Annotated in this window: 25 protein-coding genes; 11 read left to right on the forward strand and 14 right to left on the reverse strand. The window is 70.6% G+C overall.

What is annotated here, in order from left to right:
* The first annotated feature begins 5 nt into the window (after positions 1–5).
* From lpxD to lpxB, 5 genes are read left to right on the forward strand one after another with little or no spacing between them, the layout of a single operon-like run.
* Positions 6–1,022 carry a UDP-3-O-(3-hydroxymyristoyl)glucosamine N-acyltransferase gene (lpxD, locus tag BM333_RS09830; RefSeq protein ID WP_092310534.1) on the forward strand — a complete coding sequence of 339 codons (1,017 nt, stop codon included), beginning with the start codon at positions 6–8 and terminating at the stop codon, positions 1,020–1,022.
* Positions 1,019–1,483: a 3-hydroxyacyl-ACP dehydratase FabZ gene (gene fabZ / locus BM333_RS09835; RefSeq protein ID WP_092310537.1), complete on the forward strand. Its 465-nt coding sequence runs from the start codon at positions 1,019–1,021 to the stop codon at positions 1,481–1,483. The genes lpxD and fabZ overlap by 4 nt, the downstream gene beginning before the upstream one ends.
* Entirely contained in the window at positions 1,480–2,268 is a 789-nt protein-coding gene (gene lpxA, locus BM333_RS09840) for an acyl-ACP--UDP-N-acetylglucosamine O-acyltransferase (RefSeq protein WP_092310540.1), read from the forward strand. The genes fabZ and lpxA overlap by 4 nt, the downstream gene beginning before the upstream one ends.
* Positions 2,265–3,110 (forward strand): UDP-2,3-diacylglucosamine diphosphatase, encoded by an 846-nt coding sequence (lpxI, locus tag BM333_RS09845; RefSeq protein ID WP_092310543.1) that lies wholly within the window; start codon positions 2,265–2,267, stop codon positions 3,108–3,110. The genes lpxA and lpxI overlap by 4 nt, the downstream gene beginning before the upstream one ends.
* Positions 3,107–4,279, forward strand: a complete 1,173-nt coding sequence (gene lpxB / locus BM333_RS09850) for a lipid-A-disaccharide synthase (RefSeq protein ID WP_092310546.1) — start codon at positions 3,107–3,109, stop codon at positions 4,277–4,279. Before lpxI ends, lpxB begins: the two co-directional genes overlap by 4 nt.
* On the opposite strand, the gene BM333_RS09855 is transcribed toward lpxB, so the two are convergent.
* Positions 4,276–5,409, reverse strand: a complete 1,134-nt coding sequence (locus BM333_RS09855) for a winged helix-turn-helix domain-containing protein (RefSeq protein ID WP_092310549.1) — start codon at positions 5,407–5,409, stop codon at positions 4,276–4,278. The genes lpxB and BM333_RS09855 overlap by 4 nt on opposite strands.
* 87 nt (positions 5,410–5,496) lie before the next feature.
* Here BM333_RS09855 and BM333_RS09860 point away from each other — a divergent pair, with 87 nt between their 5' ends.
* Complete coding sequence (locus BM333_RS09860) at positions 5,497–5,943, forward strand: FxLYD domain-containing protein (protein ID WP_092310552.1); 447 nt, start codon at positions 5,497–5,499, stop codon at positions 5,941–5,943.
* Between the two features lie 66 nt (positions 5,944–6,009).
* Here the strand turns inward: BM333_RS09860 and gltA are convergent, their stop codons facing one another.
* Both gltA and gltX read right to left on the reverse strand, forming a co-directional pair.
* Positions 6,010–7,311 carry a citrate synthase gene (gene gltA, locus BM333_RS09865; RefSeq protein ID WP_092310556.1) on the reverse strand — a complete coding sequence of 434 codons (1,302 nt, stop codon included), beginning with the start codon at positions 7,309–7,311 and terminating at the stop codon, positions 6,010–6,012.
* Positions 7,312–7,381: 70 nt separating this feature from the next.
* Entirely contained in the window at positions 7,382–8,803 is a 1,422-nt protein-coding gene (gene gltX, locus BM333_RS09870; RefSeq protein WP_092310559.1) for a glutamate--tRNA ligase, read from the reverse strand.
* 67 nt (positions 8,804–8,870) lie between these two features.
* On the opposite strand from gltX, the gene BM333_RS09875 reads away from it, so the two are divergent.
* The gene (locus tag BM333_RS09875) at positions 8,871–10,979 is read left to right on the forward strand and encodes a ComEC/Rec2 family competence protein (RefSeq protein ID WP_245777221.1); all 2,109 of its coding nucleotides are present in this window, start codon (positions 8,871–8,873) and stop codon (positions 10,977–10,979) included.
* Positions 10,980–10,988: 9 nt separating this feature from the next.
* On the opposite strand, the gene lexA is transcribed toward BM333_RS09875, so the two are convergent.
* The 5 genes from lexA to BM333_RS09900 form a co-directional block, all read right to left on the reverse strand.
* The gene (gene lexA / locus BM333_RS09880; RefSeq protein WP_092310565.1) at positions 10,989–11,681 is read right to left on the reverse strand and encodes a transcriptional repressor LexA; all 693 of its coding nucleotides are present in this window, start codon (positions 11,679–11,681) and stop codon (positions 10,989–10,991) included.
* A gap of 95 nt (positions 11,682–11,776) precedes the next feature.
* Positions 11,777–12,016 carry a hypothetical protein gene (locus tag BM333_RS09885; protein ID WP_092310568.1) on the reverse strand — a complete coding sequence of 80 codons (240 nt, stop codon included), beginning with the start codon at positions 12,014–12,016 and terminating at the stop codon, positions 11,777–11,779.
* Between the two features lie 44 nt (positions 12,017–12,060).
* Positions 12,061–12,852, reverse strand: a complete 792-nt coding sequence (trpC, locus tag BM333_RS09890; RefSeq protein ID WP_092310571.1) for an indole-3-glycerol phosphate synthase TrpC — start codon at positions 12,850–12,852, stop codon at positions 12,061–12,063.
* A complete protein-coding gene (trpD, locus tag BM333_RS09895; protein WP_092310574.1) occupies positions 12,849–13,883 on the reverse strand; it encodes an anthranilate phosphoribosyltransferase in 1,035 nt (344 codons plus the stop codon). Before trpD ends, trpC begins: the two co-directional genes overlap by 4 nt.
* Positions 13,883–14,473, reverse strand: coding sequence for an anthranilate synthase component II (locus BM333_RS09900; RefSeq protein WP_092310577.1), 591 nt, complete (start codon positions 14,471–14,473; stop codon positions 13,883–13,885). Before BM333_RS09900 ends, trpD begins: the two co-directional genes overlap by 1 nt.
* Before the next feature lie 100 nt (positions 14,474–14,573).
* Between BM333_RS09900 and BM333_RS15670 the strand changes: the two genes are divergently transcribed.
* Positions 14,574–14,768 carry a peptidoglycan-binding protein gene (locus BM333_RS15670; protein WP_143105804.1) on the forward strand — a complete coding sequence of 65 codons (195 nt, stop codon included), beginning with the start codon at positions 14,574–14,576 and terminating at the stop codon, positions 14,766–14,768.
* Here the strand turns inward: BM333_RS15670 and trpE are convergent.
* Positions 14,744–16,222, reverse strand: coding sequence for an anthranilate synthase component I (gene trpE / locus BM333_RS09905; protein WP_092310580.1), 1,479 nt, complete (start codon positions 16,220–16,222; stop codon positions 14,744–14,746). The two genes, BM333_RS15670 and trpE, sit on opposite strands and share 25 nt — an antisense overlap.
* The gene (locus BM333_RS09910) at positions 16,219–18,138 is read right to left on the reverse strand and encodes a peptidylprolyl isomerase (protein ID WP_092310583.1); all 1,920 of its coding nucleotides are present in this window, start codon (positions 18,136–18,138) and stop codon (positions 16,219–16,221) included. Before BM333_RS09910 ends, trpE begins: the two co-directional genes overlap by 4 nt.
* Before the next feature lie 92 nt (positions 18,139–18,230).
* On the opposite strand from BM333_RS09910, the gene tpiA reads away from it, so the two are divergent.
* The 3 genes from tpiA to BM333_RS09925 all read left to right on the forward strand — a co-directional run bounded on the left by tpiA (position 18,231) and on the right by BM333_RS09925 (position 21,252).
* Positions 18,231–19,016, forward strand: coding sequence for a triose-phosphate isomerase (gene tpiA, locus BM333_RS09915; RefSeq protein WP_425425125.1), 786 nt, complete (start codon positions 18,231–18,233; stop codon positions 19,014–19,016).
* Between the two features lie 78 nt (positions 19,017–19,094).
* The gene (gene secG, locus BM333_RS09920) at positions 19,095–19,511 is read left to right on the forward strand and encodes a preprotein translocase subunit SecG (RefSeq protein WP_218151446.1); all 417 of its coding nucleotides are present in this window, start codon (positions 19,095–19,097) and stop codon (positions 19,509–19,511) included.
* Between the two features lie 88 nt (positions 19,512–19,599).
* Positions 19,600–21,252 carry a CTP synthase gene (locus tag BM333_RS09925; RefSeq protein WP_092310593.1) on the forward strand — a complete coding sequence of 551 codons (1,653 nt, stop codon included), beginning with the start codon at positions 19,600–19,602 and terminating at the stop codon, positions 21,250–21,252.
* On the opposite strand, the gene BM333_RS15950 is transcribed toward BM333_RS09925, so the two are convergent.
* From BM333_RS15950 to BM333_RS09940, 4 genes are all read right to left on the reverse strand, one after another.
* Positions 21,249–21,416: a hypothetical protein gene (locus tag BM333_RS15950; RefSeq protein ID WP_177221856.1), complete on the reverse strand. Its 168-nt coding sequence runs from the start codon at positions 21,414–21,416 to the stop codon at positions 21,249–21,251. The two genes, BM333_RS09925 and BM333_RS15950, sit on opposite strands and share 4 nt — an antisense overlap.
* A gap of 97 nt (positions 21,417–21,513) precedes the next feature.
* Positions 21,514–22,518: a DUF2891 domain-containing protein gene (locus tag BM333_RS09930; protein ID WP_092310596.1), complete on the reverse strand. Its 1,005-nt coding sequence runs from the start codon at positions 22,516–22,518 to the stop codon at positions 21,514–21,516.
* 4 nt (positions 22,519–22,522) lie between these two features.
* Positions 22,523–23,491 (reverse strand): DUF979 domain-containing protein, encoded by a 969-nt coding sequence (locus tag BM333_RS09935; RefSeq protein WP_092310599.1) that lies wholly within the window; start codon positions 23,489–23,491, stop codon positions 22,523–22,525.
* Positions 23,488–24,204 carry a DUF969 domain-containing protein gene (locus tag BM333_RS09940; RefSeq protein WP_092310602.1) on the reverse strand — a complete coding sequence of 239 codons (717 nt, stop codon included), beginning with the start codon at positions 24,202–24,204 and terminating at the stop codon, positions 23,488–23,490. The genes BM333_RS09935 and BM333_RS09940 overlap by 4 nt, the downstream gene beginning before the upstream one ends.
* Between the last annotated feature and the right edge of the window lie 20 nt (positions 24,205–24,224).

The following is a 24,224-nucleotide window of genomic DNA, read 5'->3' on the forward strand; positions in this document are numbered from 1 at the left end:
CCGCCATGACTGATCCGCGCTTCTTCGAGAGCCTGCTGGCGCTGAGCGTCGCCGGGCTGGCGGAGCGGATCGGCGCTGAAGTTCTGCGGGGCGGCGAGCGGATGATCTCCGCCGTCGCCCCGCTTGCGTCCGCGGGTCCCGCAGATGTCGCCTTCCTCGGCGACCGGCGGTTTCTCGACAGCCTCAGGGCGACCGCGGCCGGATGCGTCATCGCGCCCGCCGCAGCCGCCGACGTCGTCCCGGCAGGTGCGGCGCTGATCGTGTCCGGCGAGCCGCAAGCCGCGTGGGCCCGCGCCTCGCTGCTGCTTCATCGGCCGATGGACCTGTCGCCGATCCCTCTCGCCCGGGCCGCCGAAGACGAAACCGTCCGGGCCGATCCGGGCGTGGTCCTGGGTCAGGGGGCCCGCATCGGGCGGGGGACGCGGATCGGCGCCAATACTGTCATCGGACCCGGGGTGCAGATTGGCCGCGATTGCCTGATCGGACCGAACGTCACCGTGAGCTTCGCCCTGGTCGGCGACCGCGTGAAGCTCTACGCTGGCGCGCGCATCGGCGAGGCCGGCTTCGGCGCCGCGGGCTCGCGCTCGGGTCCGGTCGACGTGCCCCAGCTGGGCCGGGTCATCCTGCAGGACGGGGTGACCGTCGGGGCGAACAGCTGCATCGATCGCGGCGCCTACGACGACACGGTGATCGGTGAGAACACCAAGATCGATAATCTGGTCATGATCGCCCACAACTGCGTCATCGGCCGCAACTGCCTGATCGCGGCGCATACCGGGATTTCCGGGTCGGTGACCGTCGGCGACGGGGTGATTTTCGGCGGCAAGGCCGGGATCGGCGACCACATCGCTATTGGGCAGGGCGCCCGGGTCGCGGGCGGCGCCGGCGTGCTGGCGGACATCCCGCCGGGCGAGACCTGGTCCGGCTATCCGGCCAAACCGATCCGTCAGTTCTTGCGCGAGACCGTCTGGGTGTCCAAACAGGCGTCCGGAAAGGCCCGCGCGGGAAAGACGGACGAATGAGCGACGACGGAAAGATCGACTATGCCGAGGTGATGCGGCGGCTGCCGCACCGCTATCCGTTCCTGCTGATCGACAAGGCCGAGGATTTCGTCGCCAACACCTCGATCGTCGGCATCAAGAACGTCAGCCACAACGAGCCCTTCTTCCCGGGCCACTTCCCGATCGATCCGGTGATGCCGGGCGTGCTGATCGTCGAGGCCATGGCCCAGACGGGGGCGCTGCTGATGTCCAAGACCCTGGATGTCTCGGTCGAGGGCAAGGTGATCATGTTCATGTCCATCGACGGCGTGCGCTTCCGCAAGCCGGCGCGGCCGGGCGACCAGCTGCGCATGGAGGTGAAGGTGATCAAGGCCCGCGGCGACGCCTTCAAGTTCCGCGGCGAGACCTTCATCGACGGCAAGCTGGCGGCCGAGGCCGAATTTATGGCCATGGTGGTGACCGTGGCGGAGCCGGCGGCGTGAGCATCCACCCCACCGCCCTCGTCGACGCGAAGGCGGAGATCGCCGACGGCGTCGAGATCGGCCCCTGGTGCACCGTCGGACCGGGCGTGGTTCTGTCAGAAGGCGTGCGTCTGATCAGCCACGTGGTCGTGCAACAGGACACGACAGTCGGCGCACGGACGGTCATTCATCCCTTCAGCGTCATCGGCGGGGATCCGCAGCATGGCGGCTACAAGGGCGAGCCGGTGCGGCTGGAGATCGGCGCCGACAACGTCGTGCGCGAGCACTGCACCTTCAACCGGGGGACGCCCGGCGACCGCAAACTGACCACCATCGGCTCGAACGGCCTGTTCATGACAGGCGCCCACGTGGGCCACGACGCCATCGTCGGCGACCACGTGACCATGGCCAATCATGCCACCCTCGGCGGCCATTCGCGCGTCGGTAGCCGGGTCTTCCTCGGGGGGCTGTGCGCGGTGCACCAGTTCGGCCGGGTCGGGCAGGGGGCGATCGTCGGCGGTCTGGCGGCGGTGACGCGCGACGTCATTCCCTACGGTTCGGTGTGGGGCAACCACGCCAGCCTGCACGGGCTCAACCTGATCGGGCTGAAGCGCAAGGGCTATGGCAAGGACGCCATCCGGCGCCTGCTGGCGGCCTATCGTGATCTGTTCGAGCGCGACGACGCGCCCTTCGCAGAGCGGCTGGGCGCGGTCGAGGCCGCCTACGCCGACCTGCCGGAGATCATGGAGATCGTCGCCTTCGTCCGCGACGGCGGCCGCCGGCCGTTGTGCCTGCCGGAACAATGAGGGGCAAGCTGGCTCTGATCGCAGGGGGCGGGGCCCTGCCGCTGTCGGTGGCGGCCCGCTGCGAGGCGGAGGGACGGCCGGTGTTCGTGGTCCGTCTGGCCGGATTCGCCGACCCGCACCTGGCGCACTACCCCGGGATCGACGCCGGCATGGCCGAGATCGGCCGCATCCTGTCGGCGATGAAGAAGGCGGACTGCAAGGCGGTCTGCCTCGCGGGCCTCGTCAACCGTCCGGACTTCCGCACCCTGAAGCCGGACTTCAAGGGCGCGACGCTGTTGCCTGGGATCATCAAGGCCGCGACGCAGGGCGACGACGCCCTGCTGCGCAAGATCCTCTCTGTGTTCGAGGCGGAGGGCTTCACGGTAGAGGGCGCGGACGACATCCTGGGCGGGGAGACGCTGCCCGCCGGCGCCCTGGGGGCGGTGCAGCCCACTGCAGAGCAGCTTTTCGACCTGAAAAAGGCGCTGCATGTAGCGGAAAAGTCGGGTGAACTGGACATCGGTCAGGGCGCCGTCGTCTGTGACGGCCTGGTGCTGGCCGTCGAGGCCCAGGAGGGCACCGACGCCATGCTGGTGCGCGTCGCCGGGCTGCCCGCCGACCTGCGAGGCTCGCCGGGCGACCGCAAGGGCGTCCTCGCCAAGGCGCCGAAGCCGATCCAGGATCTGAGGGTGGACATGCCGGTGATCGGCGCCCGCACCGTGGAGCTGGCCGCCGCGGCCGGTCTCGCCGGAATCGGCGGCGTGGCGGGCCGGCTGATCGTGATCGACCGGCCGGCGATCATCGAGGCCGCCGATCGCCTCGGACTCTACGTCTGGGGAGAGACCTCCGGAGAGACGGCGTGAGCCGGCCGCTGAAGATCATGCTGGTGGCCGCGGAGGCTTCCGGCGATGATCTGGGCGCCGGGCTGGCGCGGGCGCTGAAGGCCCGTCTCGGCGATGACGTGTCCTTCGTCGGCGTCGGGGGAGCCAAGATGGCCGCCGAGGGCGTGCGGAGCCCGTTTGACATCGCCGAACTGTCCGTCATCGGCTGGCTGGAGGGGCTGCGGGCTTACGGAGCGGTGAAGCGCCGGGTCGCCGACACCGCCGCGCTGGCCATCGCCGAGAGCCCTGATGCGGTGGTGCTGATCGACAGCTGGGGTTTCACGATCCGCGTCGCGAAGGCGATCCGCGCCGCCAGACCGCATATTCCCCTGATCAAGTACGTCGGGCCGCAGGTCTGGGCCTCGCGCCCGGGCCGGGCGAAAACCTTGGCCGGGACGGTCGATCACCTCCTCGCGCTCTATGCGTTCGATGCGCCCTGGTTCGAGCGTCACGGCCTCGCCACGACGGTTGTCGGCTCCCAGGCCCTGCACATCGACCTGGAGCAGGCCGATCCTGCCCGTTTCCGCGCGTCCCGCGGCATTGCGCCCGACGCCAATCTGCTGCTGGTCCTGCCGGGCAGCCGCCGCTCCGAGATCCGCCTGATGACGCCGGTGTATGAGGCGGCGGTGGCCCGGTTGAAGCGGTTGGACCCGACGCTCGAGGTCGCGGTGGTGGCCGCCGGCCCTGTGGCCGGGGATGTGGCCGGCCGCGTCGCCTCCTGGCCTTTCCGCATCCATCTGGTGCAGGAGGCCGAGAAGCACGACGCCATGCTGGCGGCGACCGTGGCGCTGGCGACCAGCGGCACTGTGTCGTCCGAGCTGGCCGTGGCGGGCGTGCCGATGGTCATCGGCTACCGGTTCCAGCCTCTCAGCTACGCGATCATGCGGCCCTTCTTCACCGGCAGGTACGCGACCCTGTTCAATCACGCCGCCGATGAGGAGATCGCCCGGGAGCTGATCCAGGACGACGCCACTCCGGAGAGGTTCGCGGCCGAGGTCGGACGTCTGCTGTCGGATCCGGAGGCGCGGCGGACGCAGGCGATCCGGCAGACCGAGGCGCTCGACCTGATGGGCCGCCACGGCCGCCACCCGTCGGAGATCGCCGCCGACGCCGTGCTGAGGGTGATCGCCGCCAAGGCGTCGGACGCCTAGGGGCGAGGCCCTGCGGCGGCATCGAGCAGCGCGCGCCATCCGCCGCCCGACAGGCTGCGGCGGGCGAGGATCATCGCGGCGACCACGCAGGCGCTGAACAGGGCGCCCTCGAGCGCCGCGGTCACGACCTGGCTGACCGGCCCCAGTCCGGTCTCGCCGAACAGCGCGCCGATCTGGTCGAGGCGCAGGCGGGACTGGGGGAAGCGGGTTGCGAGCTGGTCCAGACTGCCGCCCATCAGCCGACCGCCGAGCAGGGGGATGGCCGCGCCCGCCGCGCCCCCCGCAAGCGCGGTCGCGGCCACGCTCCGGCGCAGGGGCAATGAGCGCGAGCCTCGGCTGGCCAGCCAGGCTCCAAGACCGACCGCCGCGCCCAGCAGCGCGCCCTCGGTCGCGCCGGTGATGTCTCCCGGCGTCTGGCCGAACAGCAGGTCGAAGGCGTCGGTTCCCAGCAGTTTGACCACCGCTCCGACGATCATGCCGGCCAGGGCCCCGCCGAGGATGCTCCAGGGACCGGGACGTCCCGAGGCGAAGCCGGCGGAGGCGATCCCGACGCCCACGCCCACGCCGCCGATGAGGCCAACGAGGACGGTCAGGCAGATCAGGACGAGAAGCACCGACGCGGCGCCCATGCCCCCCTGCAGCGGCTGGGAGGCGCCCACGAAGCCGTAGAACAACCCGCCCAGCGCGCCGGCGGCGCCGCCGCCCACCATCCCGGCCACGGAGAGAAAGGCGATTTCAGGCAGCGTGCCGGCGCGGGCGGCGCCCGTTGGCGACACAGACGGGGGCGCTGGCGTCGCGGACGGCTCCTCGTCGAGCCGCTCCACCGTGGCGATGAAGCGGTAGCCGTGCTTGGGCACGGTCTCGATAAAGCGCGGCCGGCCCGCGTCGTCGCCCAACTGACGACGCAGGGTGCGGATGCACTGGGTCAGCGCCTCGTCGGTGACCGGCACGCCGCGCCAGACCTCCTCGAGGAAGCGGTCCTTGGAGACAAGGCGGCCCTGTTCGCTGACCAGCAGGGCGAGGGCGTCGAGGTAGCGGGCGTTGAGCTCCACCCGCGTATCGTCCAGCCGTAGCTGGCGGTCGCGGGGGTCCAGCAGGAAGCCTTCGAAGCGGTAGCGGCCGGGCGCCATGTTTCAGCACAACCTCACGACTTGCTCATGCCGCTCACCCGGCGCGCAGGGCAGGGGTGAGCCTCCCCCAGGTGCGGAGGCAAGGCAATGGCCGGAGAAGCGGAAATCGGCGAGCTGCGCCGCGGTCGGCGATGGATGATCGCCAGCGCCGTCGGCGTCGCCGGACTGATGGGACTGTCGATCGTGGTCGACGAGCCCGTCGACGAGAGGGAGGACCTGGTTCTGTCCGGCGGCGAGGTCACGAGAAGCGGCTCTGGCGGGCTCGTCTGGCGAGGCGTGCTGAGCAACACCGCTCGCGAGGCCTGCCGCGACCTCGCCGTGGAGATCCGCTTCCTCGACGGGACCGGCGCTCTGGCCGGCGAACTCACCGCCAGCATCAGCCGGCTGGCGGCCGGCGGGCGGCTTGATCTGGAAGCCGCTCTGCCGAAAGGGGCGGTGGGGTTGCAGATCTACGCCCTGCGCTGGCGGACGCGCGACGCCAGCATCGAACTGGGCCCGTTCGCGTCGCGGCCGCTGGCGCGGCTCACCGCCTGACGACCCGGACAGCAGAAAGGCGCCGGAGCTGTCGCCCCGGCGCCTCCGACAGGTTTCGCGCTGCGATCAGCCGCGGTTCTGGATCGGCACGTAGTCGCGCTCGGTCGGACCGGTGTACAGCTGACGCGGGCGGCCGATCTTCTGCGACGGGTCCTCCATCATCTCCTGCCACTGGGCGATCCAGCCGACGGTGCGGGCCAGGGCGAACAGCACGGTGAACATGGTGGTCGGGAAGCCCATCGCCGACAGGGTGATGCCAGAGTAGAAGTCGACGTTCGGGAACAGCTTGCGCTCGATGAAGTATTCGTCGTTCAGCGCCACGCGCTCCAGCTCGCGGGCCACCTGCAGCAGCGGATCGTTCGGATCGCCGACCGCTTCCAGCACCTCGTGGGCGCTCTGCTGCATCACCTTGGCGCGCGGATCGTAGTTCTTGTACACGCGGTGGCCGAAGCCCATCAGCTTGTACTTGCGGGCCTTCACCCCCTCGATGAACTCGGGGATGCGCTCGGGCGTGCCGATCTCCTTGAGCATGTTCAGCGCCTCCTCGTTGGCCCCGCCGTGCGACGGGCCCCACAGGCAGGCGATGCCGGCGGCGATGCAGGCGAACGGGTTGGCGCCTGAGGAACCGGCTAGGCGCACCGTCGAGGTCGAGGCGTTCTGCTCGTGGTCGGCGTGGAGGATGAAGATGCGGTCCATGGCGCGGGCCAGCACCGGATTGACCACATAGTCCTCGGCCGGCACGGCGAAGCACATGCGCAGGAAGTTCTCGGCGTAGTTCAGGTCGTTGCGCGGCGACACGAACGGCTGGCCGATGTGATACTTGTACGCCCGCGCGGCGATGGTCGGCATCTTGGCGATCAGGCGGATGGCCGAGATGTTGCGCTGGACCGGATCGTTGATGTCGAGGCTGTCGTGATAGAAGGCCGACAGGGCCCCGACGGTCCCGACCATGATCGCCATCGGGTGGGCGTCGCGGCGGAAGCCCTCGAAGAAGCGGTCGAACTGGGAGTGCAGCATCGTGTGCATGGTGATGCTGTTTTCGAACTTCTCGTACTCGGCCGCCGTGGGCAGCTCGCCGTGCAGGAGCAGGTGGCAGACCTCGACGAAGTTCGACTTCGAGGCCAGCTGATCGATCGGGTAGCCGCGGTGCAGCAGCACGCCCTCGTCGCCGTCGATGAAGGTGAGGGCCGACTCGCAGCTGGCGGTCGAGGTGAAGCCCGGGTCGTAGGTGAAGGCGCCGGTCGCCCCGTACAGCTTGCGGATGTCGATGACATCCGGGCCGGTCGACCCCGAGAGCACCGGAAGGTCGACGGTCTTGTCGCCGTGGGTCAGCGTCGCCGTCCCGGCGGCCTTGGCTTGTTCGGTCATCTGGGCCCCTTCATGATCCTGCGGCGGCCATTTTCGCGGGGAGGCGTCGGCCGCGTTTCGTTTGTGAACGTCACTTAGTCTGTTGCAGCGCGTCATCCAAGCGCCCGAGGGCGTCTTCCCGCCCCAAAGCGGCCAACGTTTTCGCGATGTCGGGCGAGGTCGCGCTGCCGGTCAGGGCCGCCCGCATGGCCGGACCGATCTTGCCGAAGCCCACCGCCTCCTCCTCGGCGAAGGCCTTGAGCTCCGCCTCGAGGGCGAAGACGTCCCAGCTGGCGAAGAGCTGAAGCCGGTCGCGCAGGCGGCCGATCCGCTCGCCGGACTCGCCCGAAAGCAGGGCGCGGCCCTTGTCGTCGAGCGCCAGCGGGCGGGACTTCAGGACGAAGGCGGTCTGGTCGGCGAGTTCGAGCGTGGTCTTCGCCCGGTCCTTGACGAACGGCATGGCCCGCAGCAGCCGGTCCTCGTCATGCTCGCCGAGGGCGTGACCGCGCGCGAGGTGGACGTCCAGGGTCAGCTTGGCCAGCCGGTCGTCCTCGGCCATCCGGATCCAGTGGGCGTTGACGTGGGCCAGCTTGTCGAAGTCCAGCCGGGCGGGCGCCTTGCCGACGCCGGAGAGGTCGAACCAGGCCTGTGCCTGTTCGTCGGAGAACAGCTCGTCGTCGCCGTGGCTCCAGCCGAGGCGGGCGAGATAGTTGCGCATGGCCTCGGGCAGGTAGCCCATCTCCGCGTACTCGTGCACGGCCTGGGCGCCGTGACGCTTGCTGAGCTTGGCGCCGTCCGGGCCGTGGATCAGCGGAATGTGGGCGAAGGTCGGGCGGGCCCAGCCGAGGGCGTCGTAGATCAGGCTCTGCCGCGCCGCGTTGTTGAGGTGGTCGTCGCCGCGGATGACGTGGGTCACCCCCATGTCGTGGTCGTCGACCACCACGGCGAGGTTGTAGGTCGGGGCGCCGTCGGAACGCAGGATGACGAGATCGTCGAGCGCCGCGGATTCCCACCGCACGGCGCCCTGCACCGCGTCCTCGACCACCACGGCGGCGTCGAGGGGACGGCGGAAGCGCACGGTGTGGGGCTTCTCCAGATCGTCGACGGTCGGCTCGCGATCGCGCCAGGGCGACTCGAAGGCGCGGCCCTCCGCCTTGGCGGCGTCGCGCAGGGCGCCGGTCTCCTCGGCGGTCAGAAAGTCGCGGTAGGCGTGGCCGTTCTCCAGCAGCTGGTCGACCACCTCGCGGTGGCGATCGGCGCGCGAGGCCTGGAACACAGGCTCCTCGTCGGCGAACAGCTCCAGCCATGCCAGGCCGTCGAAGATGGCCTTCACCGCAGCGTCGGTCGAACGCTCGCGGTCGGTGTCCTCGACCCGCACGAGGAACTTTCCGTTGCGTCCCCGGGCATACAGGTAGTTGAGTAACGCTGTTCTGGCTCCCCCGATGTGGAGGTAGCCGGTCGGCGAGGGGGCGAAGCGGGTGACCACTTCGGGCTTCGAGTCAGATGAGGTCATGGCGGGTCGGTCCGGTCGGGCCGCCCTTATAGCGCCCGGTGCGGCGAAGCCTACCCCGGCGGCGTGGGTGAGAAGCTTCCTGAAGGATCAGATCGACGCCCAGGCGCTGCGGTGGCGGCTATGGGCGCCGGTCGCGTTCGGCGGCGGCTGCGCCGTCTACTTCGCCCTGAAGACGGAGCCGTCGCTCTGGCCGCTGTTGCTGGCGGCGGTGGCTGCCTTCGGCGTCTGGCTGGCGGCGCGGCGGGCGGGGCTGAGGCGCGGCTGGACCCTGCCACTGATGCTGCTGGCCTGTTTCGCGCTCGGCCTGACGGGAACGAAACTGCGGACGGAGGCCGTGACGGCGCCGATCGCCCCAGCAATGGCGGCGCCGACCGTCGTCGAGGGCTGGGTGGTCGACGTCGACAGTCCCGGCGCCGCAGGGGCCCGGGTGGTGCTCGCCCCCGTGCGGATCCGCGGCCTGGCGCCGGAGGCGACGCCCGTGCGGCTCCGCGCCACGGTGCGCGGCGAGGCGCCGGAGCCGGGGCAGGCGGTCCGCCTCTTCGCCATCCTCAATCCGCCGCCCGCGCCGGCGAGTCCCGGGGCCTATGACTTCGGCCGCAACGCCTTCTTCCAGCGCATGGGCGGCGTGGCTTTCACCGTCGGGGAGACCCGGCCCGCCCTGTTGCCCCACCCACCCGCGTCCCTGCGGCGAACCATGGCGATCAACGGCCTGCGCTACGATCTGGCCCGGCGGATTGTCGAACGGCTGGGGCCGCGCACCGGAGGCGTGGCCGCAGCGATGACAACGGGTCATGAAGCGTGGCTGGATCCGGCCGAGGTGGACCGGATGAGGGACTCCGGCCTCGCCCACATCCTGTCGATCTCGGGGCTGCACATGGCGGTGGTGGGCGGCTTCGCCTTCTTCCTCGTGCGCCTGCTGGTCGCGGCCTGGCCGTGGCTGGCGCTGCGGGTATCCGGAAAGAAGGTGGCGGCCTGGGGCGGGCTGATCGCGGTCGGAACCTATCTGGTCGTCTCGGGCGCGCCGCCGCCGGCCGAGCGCGCGGCGATCACCGCGGCCATCGCCTTCCTCGCCATCCTGCTCGACCGGCAGGCCATCACGATGCACGCCCTCGCCGTCGCGGCGCTGGTCGTGCTGGCGCTGCAGCCGGAAGCCATCGTGACGCCGGGATTCCAGATGTCCTTCGCGGCCACCGCCGCCCTCGTCGCCCTGGTCGAGGCCTGGCCAAGGCGACCGAAGGAGATCTCGGCGCCCTGGCCGATTCTGGCGGTGCAGCGCGCCGGCGCCTGGCTGGGCGCCGCCGTGCTGGCCAGTCTCGTCGCCGGCGCCGCCACGGGACCGTTCGCCATGCAGCACTTCAACCGCACGGCGATGTACGGCCTGCTGGCCAATCTGACGGTGGCCCCGATCTCGGACTTTCTGGTGATGCCGGCGCTGGCGCTCGGCGCCCTGCTGGAACCGCTCGGCCTGGGCGCGCCCTTCCTGTGGCTGGCGGGGCAGGGGATCGCCGCCACCCTGGCGGTCGGCGGCTGGGTGGCGGGTCTGCCCGGGGCGGTGCGCACCGTCGCCAGCGCGCCGGATGTCGCCCTGCCTATAGCCTTTCTTGGGGTGCTGTTCTGCTGCCTGTGGCGCGGGCCGCTGCGCTGGCTGGGCCTGCCGTTCGCCTGCGCGGTGCTCGTCTGGCCGCGACCGCCCGCGCCGGATCTCTGGATCGGCGAAGGCGGGACCCAGGCCGCCTTCGTCAGCGGCGGGAAGGCGGTCGTCGTGCGTCCCGGCGTGCGTCAGTTCGCGGTCGACGTCTGGTCGAGGCGGCGGGGGCTCGAGGCGATCCAGCGGCCCGGGGAGGGCTGGGCCTGCTCCCGCCTCGCCTGCGCTCCGGCCGAGCCGGGGGCCGCGCCTGTCGCCATCTGGTGGGGACGCCGTCCGCCGACGAGAGAACAGCTCGACGACCTGTGCCGCTCGGCGGCCGTGGTGGGAATTCGGGCTGCGGTCGTCACCCTTCCGGCTGCGTGCGAGGGAAGGCTCGTGCTCGACGGGGTCGACTGGGCGCGCGGCGGCGCCGTCGAGCTGTGGCGCACCGGGTCGCCGTCGGCGAAGCAGTGGCGCGCGCGGTGGGTGGCGGAAACGCGGGGCGACCGGCCGTGGTCCCCGACGGCGGCTACGCCGCCTCCGGGATGACAAGGGGGCCTAGTGGTAGCGGCGGATGAGTCCGACCAGCTTGCCCTGCACCGCCACCTGGTCGGCGCCGAAGATCTTCGTCTCGTAGTTGCGGTTGGCGGGCTCGAGGGCGATCGACGCGCCCTTCTTGCGCAGCCGCTTGAGCGTCGCCTGCTCGCCCTCGACGAGGGCGACGACGATCTCGCCGGAGTTGGCCTGATCGGCCGACTTGATGATCACCAGGTCGCCGTCGAGGATGCCCGCCTCGATCATCGAGTCGCCCTCGATCTCCAGCAGGTAATGCTCGCCGGCCCCGAGCATGGCCTCCGGCACCGGGTAGCGAGCCTGTTCGTGTTCGATGGCGTCGATGGGCGTGCCGGCGGCGATCTTGCCCATCAGCGACAGCTCGCGCGTATCGTTGGCCGCCTGGACGGGGGCCGGACGGCCGCCGCCCTCGATGATCCCGGGCGTGAAGCCGGGGCGGCCGCGAGGCGCGCCGGTCGTCGCCTGCTCCGGCAGCTTGACCACCTCCAGCGCCCGGGCCCGGTGGGCCAGCCGGCGGATGAAGCCGCGCTCCTCCAGCGCCGTAATCAGACGGTGGATGCCCGATTTCGACGCCAGATCCAGCGCCTCCTTCATCTCGTCGAACGAGGGGGAGACGCCGGTCTCCTTGATCCGTTCGTGGATGAACATCAGCAATTCGTGCTGTTTGCGCGTGAGCATGAAGACCTCGAGGCGAATCCCGTTGAAGGGAACGCTAACGGAACAAACCGCAAACGTCCACAAGGTGTTCCTGTGCTGTTCCGGTTAAGGTCCGGTTACCGTGAAGCCGGCCCGCCGTTGCGCAGGGTCCGCCCGCGGCGGACCTGCGCCGCCGTCCGCCAACCGCTCGCCAGGGCGGCCGCAAGCGAAAGCCACTTCAGGCCGTTTCGCAACCCGTCGGGTCCGCCTAGCCCCTCGGTGAAGAAGCTCGCGCTGAACGCCAGGATCGCAATCGCGGCGAAAGCCTTGGCGAGGCGGTCAAGCTTTGGTCCGCGGCCCTCGTGAAGATCCGTCATGGGGGCAGACTGCAGCCGTGCGGCTGTTCCGACAAGCCGTGGCCTCAGGCGAGCAGCGCCCGCGTCGCCGCCTCCACATCGGCTTGGCGCATCAGGCTTTCGCCAACGAGGATGGCCTGGGCGTGGGCGGCGGAGACCCGCGCCACGTCGTCGGGCGTGAAAATGCCGCTCTCGGCGACCAGGAGGGCCCTGACCGGGCTGAGCATGGCCAGCCGCTCGGTCGTCGCCAGATCGACCTCGAAGGTGCGCAGCGAGCGGTTGTTGATCCCGACCAGATCGCCGCCGAGGCGGCAGGCGCGCTCCATCTCGGCCTCGTCGTGGGTCTCGACCAGGGCGTCCATGCCGAACCGTTCCGCCTCCGCCAGCAACTCGGCGGCCAGGGCGTCGTCAATCATGGCGAGGATGATCAGGATGCAGTCGGCGCCCAGGGCCCGGCTCTCGGCCACCTGCCAGGGATCGACGAGGAAGTCCTTGCGCAGGCAGGGCAGGGCGGTCGCGTCGCGGGCGGCGACGAGGAAGGCGTCGTCGCCCTGGAAGCTGGGGCCGTCGGTCAGCACCGACAGGCAGGTCGCTCCGCCGCGCTCGTAGGCGCGGGCCAGCGCCGGCGGATCGAAATCCTCGCGGATCAGGCCCTTCGAGGGACTGGCCTTCTTGATCTCGGCGATCAGGGAAGGGCGGCCGGTCTCTTCGATATGGCGCGCCAGCGCGGCGCGGAAGCCGCGCGGGGCCGAGGCTGCGCGGGCGCGCGCCTCGATCTCGTCCTGCGAAAGCGTCGCCTTGCGGGCCGCAACCTCCTCGCGCTTGTAGGCGGCGATGCGGGCGAGGACATCGGTCACTGCGGGGACTCCTCGACCGGCACATGGCTGACCTCGACCAGCCGGGCGAGGGCGGAGCGGGCCGCGCCGGAGTCGATGGTCTCGGCCGCCCGTGCCGCGCCCTCGCGCAGGTCGTCGGCCTTGTCGGCGACCACCAGCGCGGCGGCGGCGTTGAGCAGCACCACGTCGCGATAGGCGCCCGTCGCCCCGTCCAGCAGGTCGCGCAGGGCGGCCGCGTTCTCTTCCGGGTCGCCGCCGCGCAGGTCGGCGAGGTCTGCGCGGGGAAGGCCGGCGTCCTCCGGCGTAACGAGGAAGCGGCGCACGGTCCCGTCCTTCCACTCGGCGGCCTCGGTGACGCCCGTGGTGGTCAGTTCGTCGACGCCCTGGCCGTGCACGGTCCAGGCGCGTTTCGCCCCCAGCCGGCCGAGCACCTCGGCGAGCGGCTCCAGCAGGGCGGGATCGTAGACTCCCATCACCTGCCGCCGCGCTCCGGCCGGATTGCACAGGGGGCCGAGGAGGTTGAACACGGTGCGGAAGCCTATCTCGGCCCGCACCGGGCCCACGTGGCGCATGGCTCCGTGGTAGGTCGGCGCGAACAGGAAGGCGATGCCGGCCTCGTCGAGGCAGCGACGCTGCTGCGCCGGGGTGGCGGCGAGGTTGACGCCCAGCGCCGCCAGCACGTCGGATGAGCCCGACTTCGAGCTCATCGCCCGGTTGCCGTGCTTGGCGACCTTCAGCCCCGCCCCGGCGAGCACGAGGGCGGTGGCGGTCGAGATGTTCCAGGTGTGCTGGCCGTCCCCGCCGGTGCCGCAGGTGTCGACGACCTCGTAGGGATGGTCGAGGCTCAGCGCCGCCTCACGCATGGCCGTGGCGAAGGCGACGATCTCGTCCACCGTCTCGCCGCGGATGCGCAGGGCTGTGACGGCGGCGGCGACCTGCGCCGGGGTCGGCTCGCCGCGCAGGCAGGCGGCGAAGAAGGCGTGCGCCTCCTCGCCCGACAGCACGCGGCCGTCGACCAGCTTGGCCAGCAGGGGCTTGAAGCCTTCCGCCATCAGACCATCGCCCGGCGCTTGACCGCCGCGAAGTCGAGGAAGTTGGCGAGCAGGTCGTGGCCATGCTCGGTGGCGATCGATTCGGGGTGGAACTGCACGCCGTGGATCGGCCGGGTCCGGTGGGACAGGCCCATGATCTCGCCGTCGGCGGTCCAGGCGGTGACCTCCAGCACGTCGGGCAGGGTGTCCCGCTTCACCGCCAGCGAATGGTAGCGGGTGGCGGTGAAGGGCGAGGGCAGGCCGCGGAACACCCCCTTGCCCTCATGCTCGATCGGCGAGGTCTTGCCGTGCATCAGGGTTTTTGCGCGGATCACGTCGCCGCCGAATGCCTGGCCCATAGCCTGGTGGCCGAGGCAGACGCCGAAGATCGGCATCGTGTCCGGCGAAGTGGCCAGCAGGTCGAGGCAGATGCCCGCCTCGTTGGGCGAGCACGGGCCCGGCGACAACAGCACCGCTTCGGGCGCCAGCTCCCACGCCTCGGCGGCGGTGAGGTCGTCGTTGCGCACGACGCGCGTCTCGGCGCCCAGTTCCGCGAGGTAGTGGACCAGGTTCCAGGTGAAGCTGTCGTAGTTGTCGACGACGAGGATCATGCAGCGCTTCTAGGGGTGAAGGCAGGGCGCGCCAAGCGGCCTTGCGGCAAGGAATGGTTAACCATGTTCGGCCGAACCTCGGCCCTCGACGGAGGGGCGCATGGCCGAGGATGCAATCACACGGGCGCGACGACTGCTGGACGCGCCGCCGACGCGTAGCGGAGCGGTGTCGGCGCTCGGCGCGGCCGCCCTGGCGGCCTCGGCGGCGGTGCTGATGGCGGGCGTGATGGTGCTGGGGCCGGGGGTCCGGTTCGACGAACCGCCCGCGGCTCAGCCCCTGTTCCCGAACGGATAGCGCCAGGCCTCGCCGGCGGCGCGCATCGGCGCCCGCGCCTTGGCCTTCGTTTCCGCATACTCGGCGGCCGGATCGCTGTCGGCGACCACGCCGGCGCCGGCTTGCACGTGCACCTGGCCCTTCGCGAACAGGGCGGTGCGCAGCACGATGCAGATGTCCGCCTCGCCGCCCGACGAGATGTAGCCTACGCCGCCGCCGTAGCCGACGCCCCGCTTGACGCTCTCCAGCTCGTCGATGATCTCCATCGCCCGCACCTTGGGCGCGCCCGACAGGGTGCCGGCGGGCAGGGCCGCGAGCAGGGCGTCGACAGCGTCCAGGTTCGGGTCGGCGACGCCCTGCACGTCCGAGACGATGTGCATCACCGAGCTGTAACGCTCGACCACGAAGCTCTCGGTCACCTCGACCGTGCCCGGAGCGGACACCCGACCGACGTCGTTGCGGCCGAGGTCGAGCAGCATCAGGTGTTCGGCGCGCTCCTTGGGGTCAGCCAGAAGCTCGGCCTCCAGCGCCCGGTCAGCTTCGGGCGTCTCGCCTCGGGGCCGCGTGCCGGCCAGCGGACGGATGGTCACCCGGCCTTCTTTGAGGCGGACGAGAATCTCCGGGCTGGAGCCGGCCAGCTGGAAGTCGCCGAAGTCGAGGAAGAACAGGTAGGGGGAGGGATTCTGCCGGCGCAGGGCGCGGTAGAAGGCGAAGGGATCGGCGTCCCAGGCGGTGGAGAAGCGGTGGCTGAGCACCACCTGGAAGATGTCGCCCGCGGCGATGTAGTCCTTGGCCCGCGCGACCATCCCGCCGAAGGCCGCCTCGTCGACGGGCGAGCGGAAGTCCGGTCCGGGCGTTTCCATCGCGGTCGGGATGGCCGAAAGGGGCGCGCGCAGTTCACGTTCGAAACGGTCCAGCCGGGCTTCGGCCTCGGCCCTTACGGTCCTGGCGTCGAGGCCGCCGTCGGTCCAGCAGGGCGCCACGAGCACGATCTCGTGCTTCACCGAATCGAAGATCGCCACGATCCCCGGCCGGGTCAACACCGCGTCCGGCAGATCCAGCGGGTCAGGATTGGGCGCGCCGAGGGGCTCGAGCAGCCGCACCATGTCGTAGCCGAAGACGCCGAACAGACCCGCGGCCATCGGCGGCAGATCGTCGGGTAGCTCCAGCCGCGAGGTGGAGATCAGGCGGCGCAGGGAGGCGAGCGCGTCGTCGCCGTCGCTCGCGTACCGCTCGCCGGCGATGTCGTCGCCGCGGGCCAGCTCGGGGCGACCATCGCGGCAGCGCCAGACCACGTCGGGATCGCGGGCGATGATGGAATAGCGGCCGTTGACGGCGCCGCCCTCCACCGACTCGAGCAGGATGGCGTGGCGTCGGCCCCAGCCGACCTTCAGGAAGGCCGAGACCGGGGTTTCAAGATCGTCGACCAACCGGCGAACGACGACATCGGCTCCGGCCCGATCGGTCAGGCTCATTGCGCCGGAGCGGCAGGCGCACCCGCGGCCGTGGCCGGATCCAGCCCGAGAGCCCGGCGCGCTTCGGCCTCGTCGAACTCGGCCCCGACCCGGTCGGCGGCCGCCATGACCGCCGTTTCGCCAAGAGCGCTCAGGCTGTCGGGGGCCAGGCGGGCGCGGAACTGTTCCGCCATACGGGCGGCCAGCGTCGGGTTGGGCGGCGTGATCCGGTCGGTCCGGCCGATCACGAAGCTGTCCTGGCTCTGCTGCTGGGAGAAGACCTCGTTGCGTCCGGCCGTGAACAGACCCGCCAGCACGCCCTGGCCGCGGGCCTCGTCCTGTCGGCTGACTGCGGTGGCGGTCGTCACGCTCGCGCCCGCGGAAGCGGCGACGGCCGCCAGATCCTCGCCGCGGCGGATGCGGGCGGCCAGCGCCTCGACCCGGGTGTTCAGCAGGCGGGCGTTCTCCTGCGCCGTCCACGCCGCCGTCAGCTGCTCGCGGACGCCGGGCTCGGAGAGCGAGGGCAGGGCGGGCGGCACGACGCGGTCGACGCGGACCACGAAATACTGGCCGCCGCCGGCCTCGACGACCTCGCTGGCGGCGTTGGCGCCCAGCGACCACATCGCGTCCAGCAGCTGCGGCGGAGCGGTGAAGCCCGGCTGCTCGCGGCTGCGTCCCTCGCGGGTCACCAGCGGAATCTGCAAGGTGCGCGCGCCGACTTCGGCCACCGCCGCTTCCAGCGACTTCCCTTCCTGTCGGGCCTTGTCGTAGGCCTCGACCCGCTCGAACACCGCCGCGCGGGCCTGTTCCTGACGAAGCTCCTGAACGACCTGGTCGCGGACCTCAGGAAGGGTGACGGCCTGTCCCGGCGCGACGCCCGTCACGCGGGCGACGACGAAGCCCACCCGGGCCTGCACCGGATCGGAGACCTGGCCTTCCGTCAGCCCGAACACGGCCGCCGCCACCGCGGGATCGCTGACGGCGCTGCGGGGGGTGTCCTCATACCGGGCCGGCTGGAGATTGTTGGCCTGGCCGACAGCGTCCGGAGTCTGGCCCGCGCGCAGGGCGGCGGCGATGCGCTCGGCGGCCGCCCGCGTGGGGGCGGTCAGGGTGACGAAGGTGCGCCGCTCCGGGCGGGAGAGGGACTCGCGCCGGAACTCGAAACGCTCCTGAATCCGCTCTTCCGGAATCGCACCCCCCGTGTCGGCGGGGTTGTCGAAGAGCACCAGGGTTCCGGAACGCAACTCAGGCTGGCGCAGCCGCGCGGCGTTCTGGTTCATGAAGGCCGTCAGCTGCGCCTCGGTCGGGGTCGGGGCGCGTCCGGCCATGGCCTGGGTCACGGTGAACCAGCGGCCGTCGCGCGTCTCCATCGCCTGGTTGGCCAGGATGGCGCCATAGACGCGCGGCAGCCGGGCGCCTGCGCCCATCGCGGCGCCGAAGTGGCGGGTGACGACCTCGTCGCGCAGCTGTTCCTCGAACATCTCCGGCGTGGCGTTGTTCTCGGCCAGAACCGACCGGTACTGCTCTTCGCTGAAGCGGCCGGTCACGGAGTCGAAAAATGCGGGCGCCTGGCGGATCTGACGGAGGACCAGCTCCTTTCCGGGCCGCACCCCCGCATTCCAGGCCCAGGCCATGAAGCCGAGCTGCTGCGACCGCTGGCGCAGGTACTGGACCAGTTCTCCGCCCTCGCCGACCAGCTGTTCGAAGCTGACCGCCTGGCCGGACTGCGCCTGCGCCTGGCTGCGAACCCGCTCCATGTCGGCGCGGAACTCAGCGGCGTCGATGCTGCGGTCGCCGGCGCTGACGACATGCTTGGGTCCGAGGTTCGCCAGCACATCCATCTGCGTGCCGCCGGTGACGAGAAGGCCCAGCGCGAGCAGCACGAGCAGACCGATGGCCCACGGTGACTTGGCGAAGTTGCGGAACGCGGTGAGCATGGTCGGTCCTGGGCGGAAGGGCGGCGAGAGTAGCCGCTTCGGCCTATAGGGGTTGATCGCCCCGCCCGGCAAGACGAGAGCGGACTGACGGCTTGGCTATGACGCGATCGACCCCTAAAGAGGCGTCCATGAAACAATCCGTGAAGCTGATCGCCGGCAACTGGAAGATGAACGGCCTGTGCGCGAGCCTGACCGAAGCGGAGGCGCTGCGCGCGGAGCTTGAGAAGGGCCCGGCCACCTGCCGCGTTGTCCTGTGTCCGCCCGCCACTTTGATCGACCGCATGGGCGTCGCCCTGAGAGGGAGCTCCGTCGAGGTGGGTGGTCAGGACTGCCGAGCGGAGCGTTGCGGCGCGTACACCGGAGATATCTCGGCCGATATGCTGAAAGATGCTGGCGCGGCGTGGGTGATCGTCGGCCATTCCGAGCGGCGACAGGGCTACGGCGAAACCGACGCGGTGGTCGCCGCCAAGGCTACGGCCGCGCTCGAGGCCGGGCTGGCTCCGATCGTCTGCGTCGGCGAGACCCTCGCGGAGCGGGAGGCCGGCCGCGCTGTCGAGGTGGTGCGCGGGCAGGTGCTGAATTCGTTGCCGCTGGCGGCCGGGGGCCGCGAGTTCGCCGTGGCCTATGAGCCGGTCTGGGCGATCGGCACGGGACTGACGCCGACGCTGGAGCAGATCGAGGAGGTGCACCGCGCCGTGCGCGCCGCCATGATCGAACGCCTCGGACTCGCGGCGGCGACGGCGCCGATCCTCTACGGCGGCTCGGTGAAGCCTGACAACGCCCGCGACATTCTCGCCGTGCCCGAGGTGGGCGGGGCCCTGGTGGGCGGAGCGTCGCTGAAGGCCGCGGATTTCCTGACCATCGTGCGGGCGGCCTGACCCCTAGCCCCCGCTCCGCCGCCATGATAGACGCCGCCGCTTGATCGGCGCGGGTCCGCGCCACACATATCGGCCGCCATGCTCCAGACCATTCTCCTCGTCGCCATGATCCTGATTTCGGTCGCGCTCGCCGGCGTGATCCTGCTGCAGCGGTCCGAAGGCGGCGCGCTGGGCATGGGCGGGGGACCGTCGGGCTTCATGACCGCCCGCGGCGCCGGCAACCTGCTGACCCGGACGACCTGGATCCTGTCGATCCTGTTCTTCCTGTGCGCCATCGGCCTGACCATCGTCGGCAACATGGACCGCTCCAGCCGCTCGATCGTCGACGCCGATGCGGTCGGCGAACTGGCCGCGCCGCCGTCGACCTCCTCGGCGCCCGCCGCCGATCCGACGGCCCCGGCCCAGCCGGCGGCTCCGTCGCTGCAGGATCTCGAGTCGAGCCTGTCGGGCGCCTCCGCGGCGCCCGCTCCGGCCCAGCCGGCTCCGACCGAATAAGGTGGGCGGGGCGCTTATCCCCGCCTTCTCTTCCCGCCCTCAAAGTCTCCGGAGTAGCGGCGCCGAATCGGCGCTAAGGTGATTCCCCATGCCTCGTTATGTGTTCATCACCGGCGGCGTGGTTTCCTCGTTGGGAAAAGGCCTCGCTTCCGCCGCGCTCGGCGCGCTGCTCCAGGCGCGCGGTTACAAGGTCCGCCTGCGCAAGCTTGACCCGTACCTGAACGTCGATCCGGGCACGATGAGCCCGTATCAGCACGGCGAGGTGTTCGTCACCGACGACGGGGCCGAGACCGACCTCGACCTCGGTCACTATGAGCGCTTCACCGGCGTCTCGGCGGCGAAGTCTGACAACATCACCACCGGGCGCATCTACCAGACCATCCTCGAGAAGGAGCGGCGCGGCGACTATCTGGGCGCGACGGTGCAGGTGATCCCGCACGTCACCGACCAGATCAAGCAGTTCTGCCTGTCGCCGGCCCTGACCGACGACGGCGAGCCGGTCGACTTCGTGCTCGTCGAGATCGGAGGCACGGTCGGCGACATCGAGGGCCTGCCCTTCTTCGAGGCCATTCGCCAGCTCGGCCAGGACCTGCCGCGCGGCCAGAGCTGCTTCGTGCACCTGACGCTGCTGCCGTTCATCAAGACGGCCGGCGAGATGAAGACCAAGCCGACCCAGCACTCGGTCAAGGAGCTGCGCTCGATCGGCATCCAGCCCGACATCCTGCTGTGCCGCTGCGAGTTTCCAATCCCGCCGGAGGAAAAGCGCAAGATCGGCCTGTTCTGCAACGTGCGCGAAAGCAGCGTCATCCAGGCGATGGATTCTGCCGACATCTACGCCGTACCGCTGGACTATCACCGCGAGGGACTGGACGCCGAGGTTCTGGCCCACTTCGGGCTCTCGGAAGCCCCCGCTCCCGACCTGTCGCGTTGGGAGGAGATCGCCCGTCGCCGGCTGCATCCGGACGGCGAAGTGACCGTGGCGGTGGTCGGCAAGTACACGGTGCTGAAGGACGCCTACAAGTCGCTGATTGAGGCGCTGCACCACGGGGGCGTTGCCAACAACGTCAAGGTCAACATCGACTGGGTCGAGGCCGAAACGTTCGAGGGCGATCGCGAGGCGTGCGACGCCCGCCTGCAGGGCGCCCACGCGATCCTCGTACCGGGCGGATTCGGCGAGCGGGGCTCGGAGGGCAAGATCGAGGCGGCCCGCTTCGCCCGCGAGCGCAACATCCCCTATTTCGGCATCTGCTTCGGCATGCAGATGGCGGTGATCGAGGCGGCCCGGAATCTTGCCGGCTTCCCCAAGGCGTCTTCCAGCGAATTCGGCCCGACCGAGGAGCCTGTGGTCGGCCTGATGACCGAGTGGACGCAAGGCAACGAGCGGGTGAAACGCACGGCCGGCGGCGACCTGGGCGGCACCATGCGGCTGGGCGCCTATGAGTCGACGCTGAAGCCAGGGTCGAAGATCGCTGAGATCTATGGTTCGACGACCATCAGCGAACGCCACCGGCATCGCTACGAGGTGAACATCAACTACCGCGACGCCATCGAGGCCGAGGCCGGACTGGTCTTCGCCGGGCTGTCGCCAGACGGGGTGCTCCCCGAGACCGTGGAGCGGCCGGACCATCCGTGGTTCATCGGGGTCCAGTATCACCCGGAGTTGAAGAGCCGGCCGTTCGCACCGCATCCGCTGTTCGCCGGCTTCGTCGCCGCCGCCGTGGTGCAGAGCCGGCTGGTCTAGCCGCCGTGCTTCCCGGGATCATCTTCTGCGGCCGTCCGCGCCTCCGCGGAACCTTCGAACGGCTTGCGCATCCGGCACCGGACGCAGGTCTGCATGCCCGGGTGGCTGCGACTGTCGACGAACAGGTGCCCTCCCTTCAATTGGCAGCGGAGCGTCTCGAACATGGTCTCTCTCCCCCGAGAGGGAACAATGTTCCATTCCGGAACGGTCTGCAAGAAGCCGAGCTACATCCGTCCCTTACAGTCAAGCTTTCAGGTGCGGTCAGGCGGTCAGGGCCAGCAGGGCGAAGCTCGCCAGCCAGTGCTCGCCCATATAGTCGCCGGTGACGTGCGGCAGGGCCGCGGCCAGATGCACGTCTGCCGCCGCCATGGCCGCCGCCGCCCGCGGGTCGCCCGGCGGCAGGGCGGCGGCGATCTCGCACCAGCACCAGGCCCGGCTGAGGTTCAGACCGTCGAGATGGGCGATCTTGCCGTCGGACCGATCGCTGACGCTCGCCGGCCGGAACAGCGTCGCCGGCTGGCCGTCCGCCAGTTGCGGCAGGAAGGCGTCGAACCATTCGAGGAAGGCCCGCGCAGGCAACACACGACGCATCAACGCCGCCTCGATCAGTGCCGGCGACAGGAACTCGTCCTGGGACGGCTCCCAGGCCTGGCAATCGCGGTCGCCGCTGTGCCAGTCCAGCGCCCTGGTTCGGCAAAGATCGGCCAGCGCCGGATCGTTGATCTCGGCCCAGTCCAGCGTCAGCCGCAGCGCGAAGGCGGTGTTGTAGTGGGTTCCGACCCGCACCGGATAGGCGGCGAGGGGCAGGAAGGCGCGGAAGCGTTCGGCGAACGCCAGCGCCAGCGGGCGGAGATCGCTTGCCCAGCGGCGCCCCTGGTCGTCTTCGTGCCGGTCCATCTCGGCCGCCAGCATCAGCAGCCACGCCCAGCCATAGGGCCGCTCGAACCCCCGACTCTCCGGCCGCGCCAGATAGGCCGCCTCGGTCGCCACATTGGCTCCGGTGAACAGCTCGCCGGCCAGCGCGCGGATCCGGGGGGCTTCCGGCAGATCCGGAAAGCGGCGCAGCAGGGTGAACAGGGTCCACCATCCGTGCACGCAGGAGTGCCAGTCGAAACTGCCGAAGAAGATCGGGTGCAAGGCCCGTGGGCCCAGCACGTCGTCCGGCCCGGCCAGGACATGGTCCAGCTTGTTCGGATACTCGCGCGTCACGTGGTCGAGGGCGGCGTCGGCGAAGCGGGAGGCGAGGGCGGCGTCGAGCGTCGGCATGCGATCAGAACCGGAAGGCAAGGAAGTACATCAGGGCGATGTTGATTACGAGAATCAGGCCCGCGGTCGGGACCTGGACCCGAATCACGCCGTTGAACGGCGCCTCACGGTCCGGCAGGTCCAGCAGGGCGGCGGGCACCACGTTGAAGTTGGCCGCCATCGGTGTGGTCAGGGTGCCGCAGAAGCCGGACAGCATGCCGATGGCGCAGACGATGGCCGGATCGCCGCCGAACTGCCCGACCACGAGCGGCAGGCCCACCGCGGCGGTCATCACCGGGAAGGCGGCGAAGGCGTTGCCCATGATGAAGGTGAAGAGGGCCATGCCGACGCAGTAGGCGATCACCGCCAGCAGCCGGTGGTCGAGCGGCAAGTAGGTGGCGAACAACTCGCCGATGCGGTCGCCAACCCCCGCGATAACGAAGACGGCGCCCAGCGAGGCCAGCATCTGGGGCAGGACGCCGGCCCAGCCGACCGCATCCATCAGTCGCCGCCCTTCCTGGAGCGGGGCCAGCACCGGCGGCCGCAGCCACGCCATGGCCAGCGCCAGGCCGGCGGCCACCCCGAGGCCGAGAGCGATGAGCGTCGGCTGCTCTGGCCCGAACAGGGGCACGCCGAAGATGACTGTCTTGTCCAGCACAAGCGCGCCCAGCAGGGCCACCGCCGGGATCAGCAGGGCGGGGACGAACAGCCAGTCGCCGCGCCGCTGAGCGCTCGCCAGCCGCTCCTCGCCCGTGGTGGTGGCGGGCTTGCCCTGACCCAGCCATTTGAAGCCTGCGATGACGGCCAGCGCCACGACCAGCAGGCCGTTGGCGAGGTCGGACAGGTAGGACCCGAACAGGAAGCTGACCGCCAGCAGGCCCCAGAAGGCGGTGTTGCCGAGCCGCTTCGGATTGGCGCGGTCGCCGGCGCTGAGCAGGGCGAAGGCGAGGAAGGTCAGGCCGGCGAAGATGTAGAGCCACTGCAGGGTGATCATCGGCCGGCCTCCGGGGCGGCGACCTGCCGGGCCAGCGAACGATCGAGCAGCACCAGCCGGGTCCCGTGCACCAACAGGGCGGCGATGGCGGTGGGGATGGCCCAGACCGACAGCTGCAACGGCTCGACGAGGATGCCGTTGGCCTCAAGGAAGCCCTTGATCAGCAGGATGGAAGCGATGGCGATGAAGATGTCCTCGCCGAAGAACAGGGCGATGTTGTCGACCGCCGCGGCGTGGGCGCGGACCCGGTAACGGACGGCGTCCGGCAGGTCCCCGTGCCGCGCTTCGGCCGCCGCCTCGGCCATCGGCGCGATCAGCGGCCGGACCATCTGCGGATGGCCGCCCAGCTTGGTCTGGCCCAGCGCAGCGCTGACCTGGCGGAGGACGAAATAGGCCAGCAGGATGCGCCCTGTGGTGGCGCCCCGGGCCGTGGAGATCAGGATGCGGGCCCGTTCCTGCAGGCCGTAGCGTTCGAGAATGCCGATCAGCGGCAGGACCAGCCAGATCACGCTGATGTAGCGGTAGTCGTTGAAGGCCCTGCCGAAGGCCGCGATGGTGTCGAGCGCCGCCGTCCAGAGCGCGGCGGGGCTGACGCCGGGCGCGAACGCCGCGGCCACGCCGGTGACCACTGCGGCGGCGAGGATCACCGCCAGCGGATTGAGCCGCGCCACGAAGCCGCCGACCAGCACGGCGATGCCCAGTAGAACCCACATCCGACGTTCCCCTCCGTTGC

The organism is Brevundimonas viscosa (assembly GCF_900116065.1).
Lineage (GTDB): Bacteria > Pseudomonadota > Alphaproteobacteria > Caulobacterales > Caulobacteraceae > Brevundimonas > Brevundimonas viscosa.

Excerpts from the sequence above, each read along its gene's own strand:
- lpxD (WP_092310534.1), top strand. The coding sequence starts at position 6 with ATGACTGATCCGCGCTTCTTCGAGAGCCTGCTGGCGCTGAGCGTCGCC.
- fabZ (WP_092310537.1), top strand. The coding sequence starts at position 1,019 with ATGAGCGACGACGGAAAGATCGACTATGCCGAGGTGATGCGGCGGCTG.
- lpxI (WP_092310543.1), top strand. The coding sequence starts at position 2,265 with ATGAGGGGCAAGCTGGCTCTGATCGCAGGGGGCGGGGCCCTGCCGCTG.
- BM333_RS09855 (WP_092310549.1), bottom strand. The coding sequence starts at position 5,409 with ATGGCGCCCGGCCGCTACCGCTTCGAAGGCTTCCTGCTGGACCCCCGC.
- BM333_RS09860 (WP_092310552.1), top strand. The coding sequence starts at position 5,497 with ATGGCCGGAGAAGCGGAAATCGGCGAGCTGCGCCGCGGTCGGCGATGG.
- gltA (WP_092310556.1), bottom strand. The coding sequence starts at position 7,311 with ATGACCGAACAAGCCAAGGCCGCCGGGACGGCGACGCTGACCCACGGC.
- gltX (WP_092310559.1), bottom strand. The coding sequence starts at position 8,803 with ATGACCTCATCTGACTCGAAGCCCGAAGTGGTCACCCGCTTCGCCCCC.
- lexA (WP_092310565.1), bottom strand. The coding sequence starts at position 11,681 with ATGCTCACGCGCAAACAGCACGAATTGCTGATGTTCATCCACGAACGG.
- BM333_RS09885 (WP_092310568.1), bottom strand. The coding sequence starts at position 12,016 with ATGACGGATCTTCACGAGGGCCGCGGACCAAAGCTTGACCGCCTCGCC.
- trpD (WP_092310574.1), bottom strand. The coding sequence starts at position 13,883 with ATGGCGGAAGGCTTCAAGCCCCTGCTGGCCAAGCTGGTCGACGGCCGC.
- BM333_RS09900 (WP_092310577.1), bottom strand. The coding sequence starts at position 14,473 with ATGATCCTCGTCGTCGACAACTACGACAGCTTCACCTGGAACCTGGTC.
- BM333_RS15670 (WP_143105804.1), top strand. The coding sequence starts at position 14,574 with ATGGCCGAGGATGCAATCACACGGGCGCGACGACTGCTGGACGCGCCG.
- trpE (WP_092310580.1), bottom strand. The coding sequence starts at position 16,222 with ATGAGCCTGACCGATCGGGCCGGAGCCGATGTCGTCGTTCGCCGGTTG.
- BM333_RS09910 (WP_092310583.1), bottom strand. The coding sequence starts at position 18,138 with ATGCTCACCGCGTTCCGCAACTTCGCCAAGTCACCGTGGGCCATCGGT.
- secG (WP_218151446.1), top strand. The coding sequence starts at position 19,095 with ATGCTCCAGACCATTCTCCTCGTCGCCATGATCCTGATTTCGGTCGCG.
- BM333_RS09925 (WP_092310593.1), top strand. The coding sequence starts at position 19,600 with ATGCCTCGTTATGTGTTCATCACCGGCGGCGTGGTTTCCTCGTTGGGA.
- BM333_RS15950 (WP_177221856.1), bottom strand. The coding sequence starts at position 21,416 with ATGTTCGAGACGCTCCGCTGCCAATTGAAGGGAGGGCACCTGTTCGTC.
- BM333_RS09930 (WP_092310596.1), bottom strand. The coding sequence starts at position 22,518 with ATGCCGACGCTCGACGCCGCCCTCGCCTCCCGCTTCGCCGACGCCGCC.
- BM333_RS09935 (WP_092310599.1), bottom strand. The coding sequence starts at position 23,491 with ATGATCACCCTGCAGTGGCTCTACATCTTCGCCGGCCTGACCTTCCTC.
- BM333_RS09940 (WP_092310602.1), bottom strand. The coding sequence starts at position 24,204 with ATGTGGGTTCTACTGGGCATCGCCGTGCTGGTCGGCGGCTTCGTGGCG.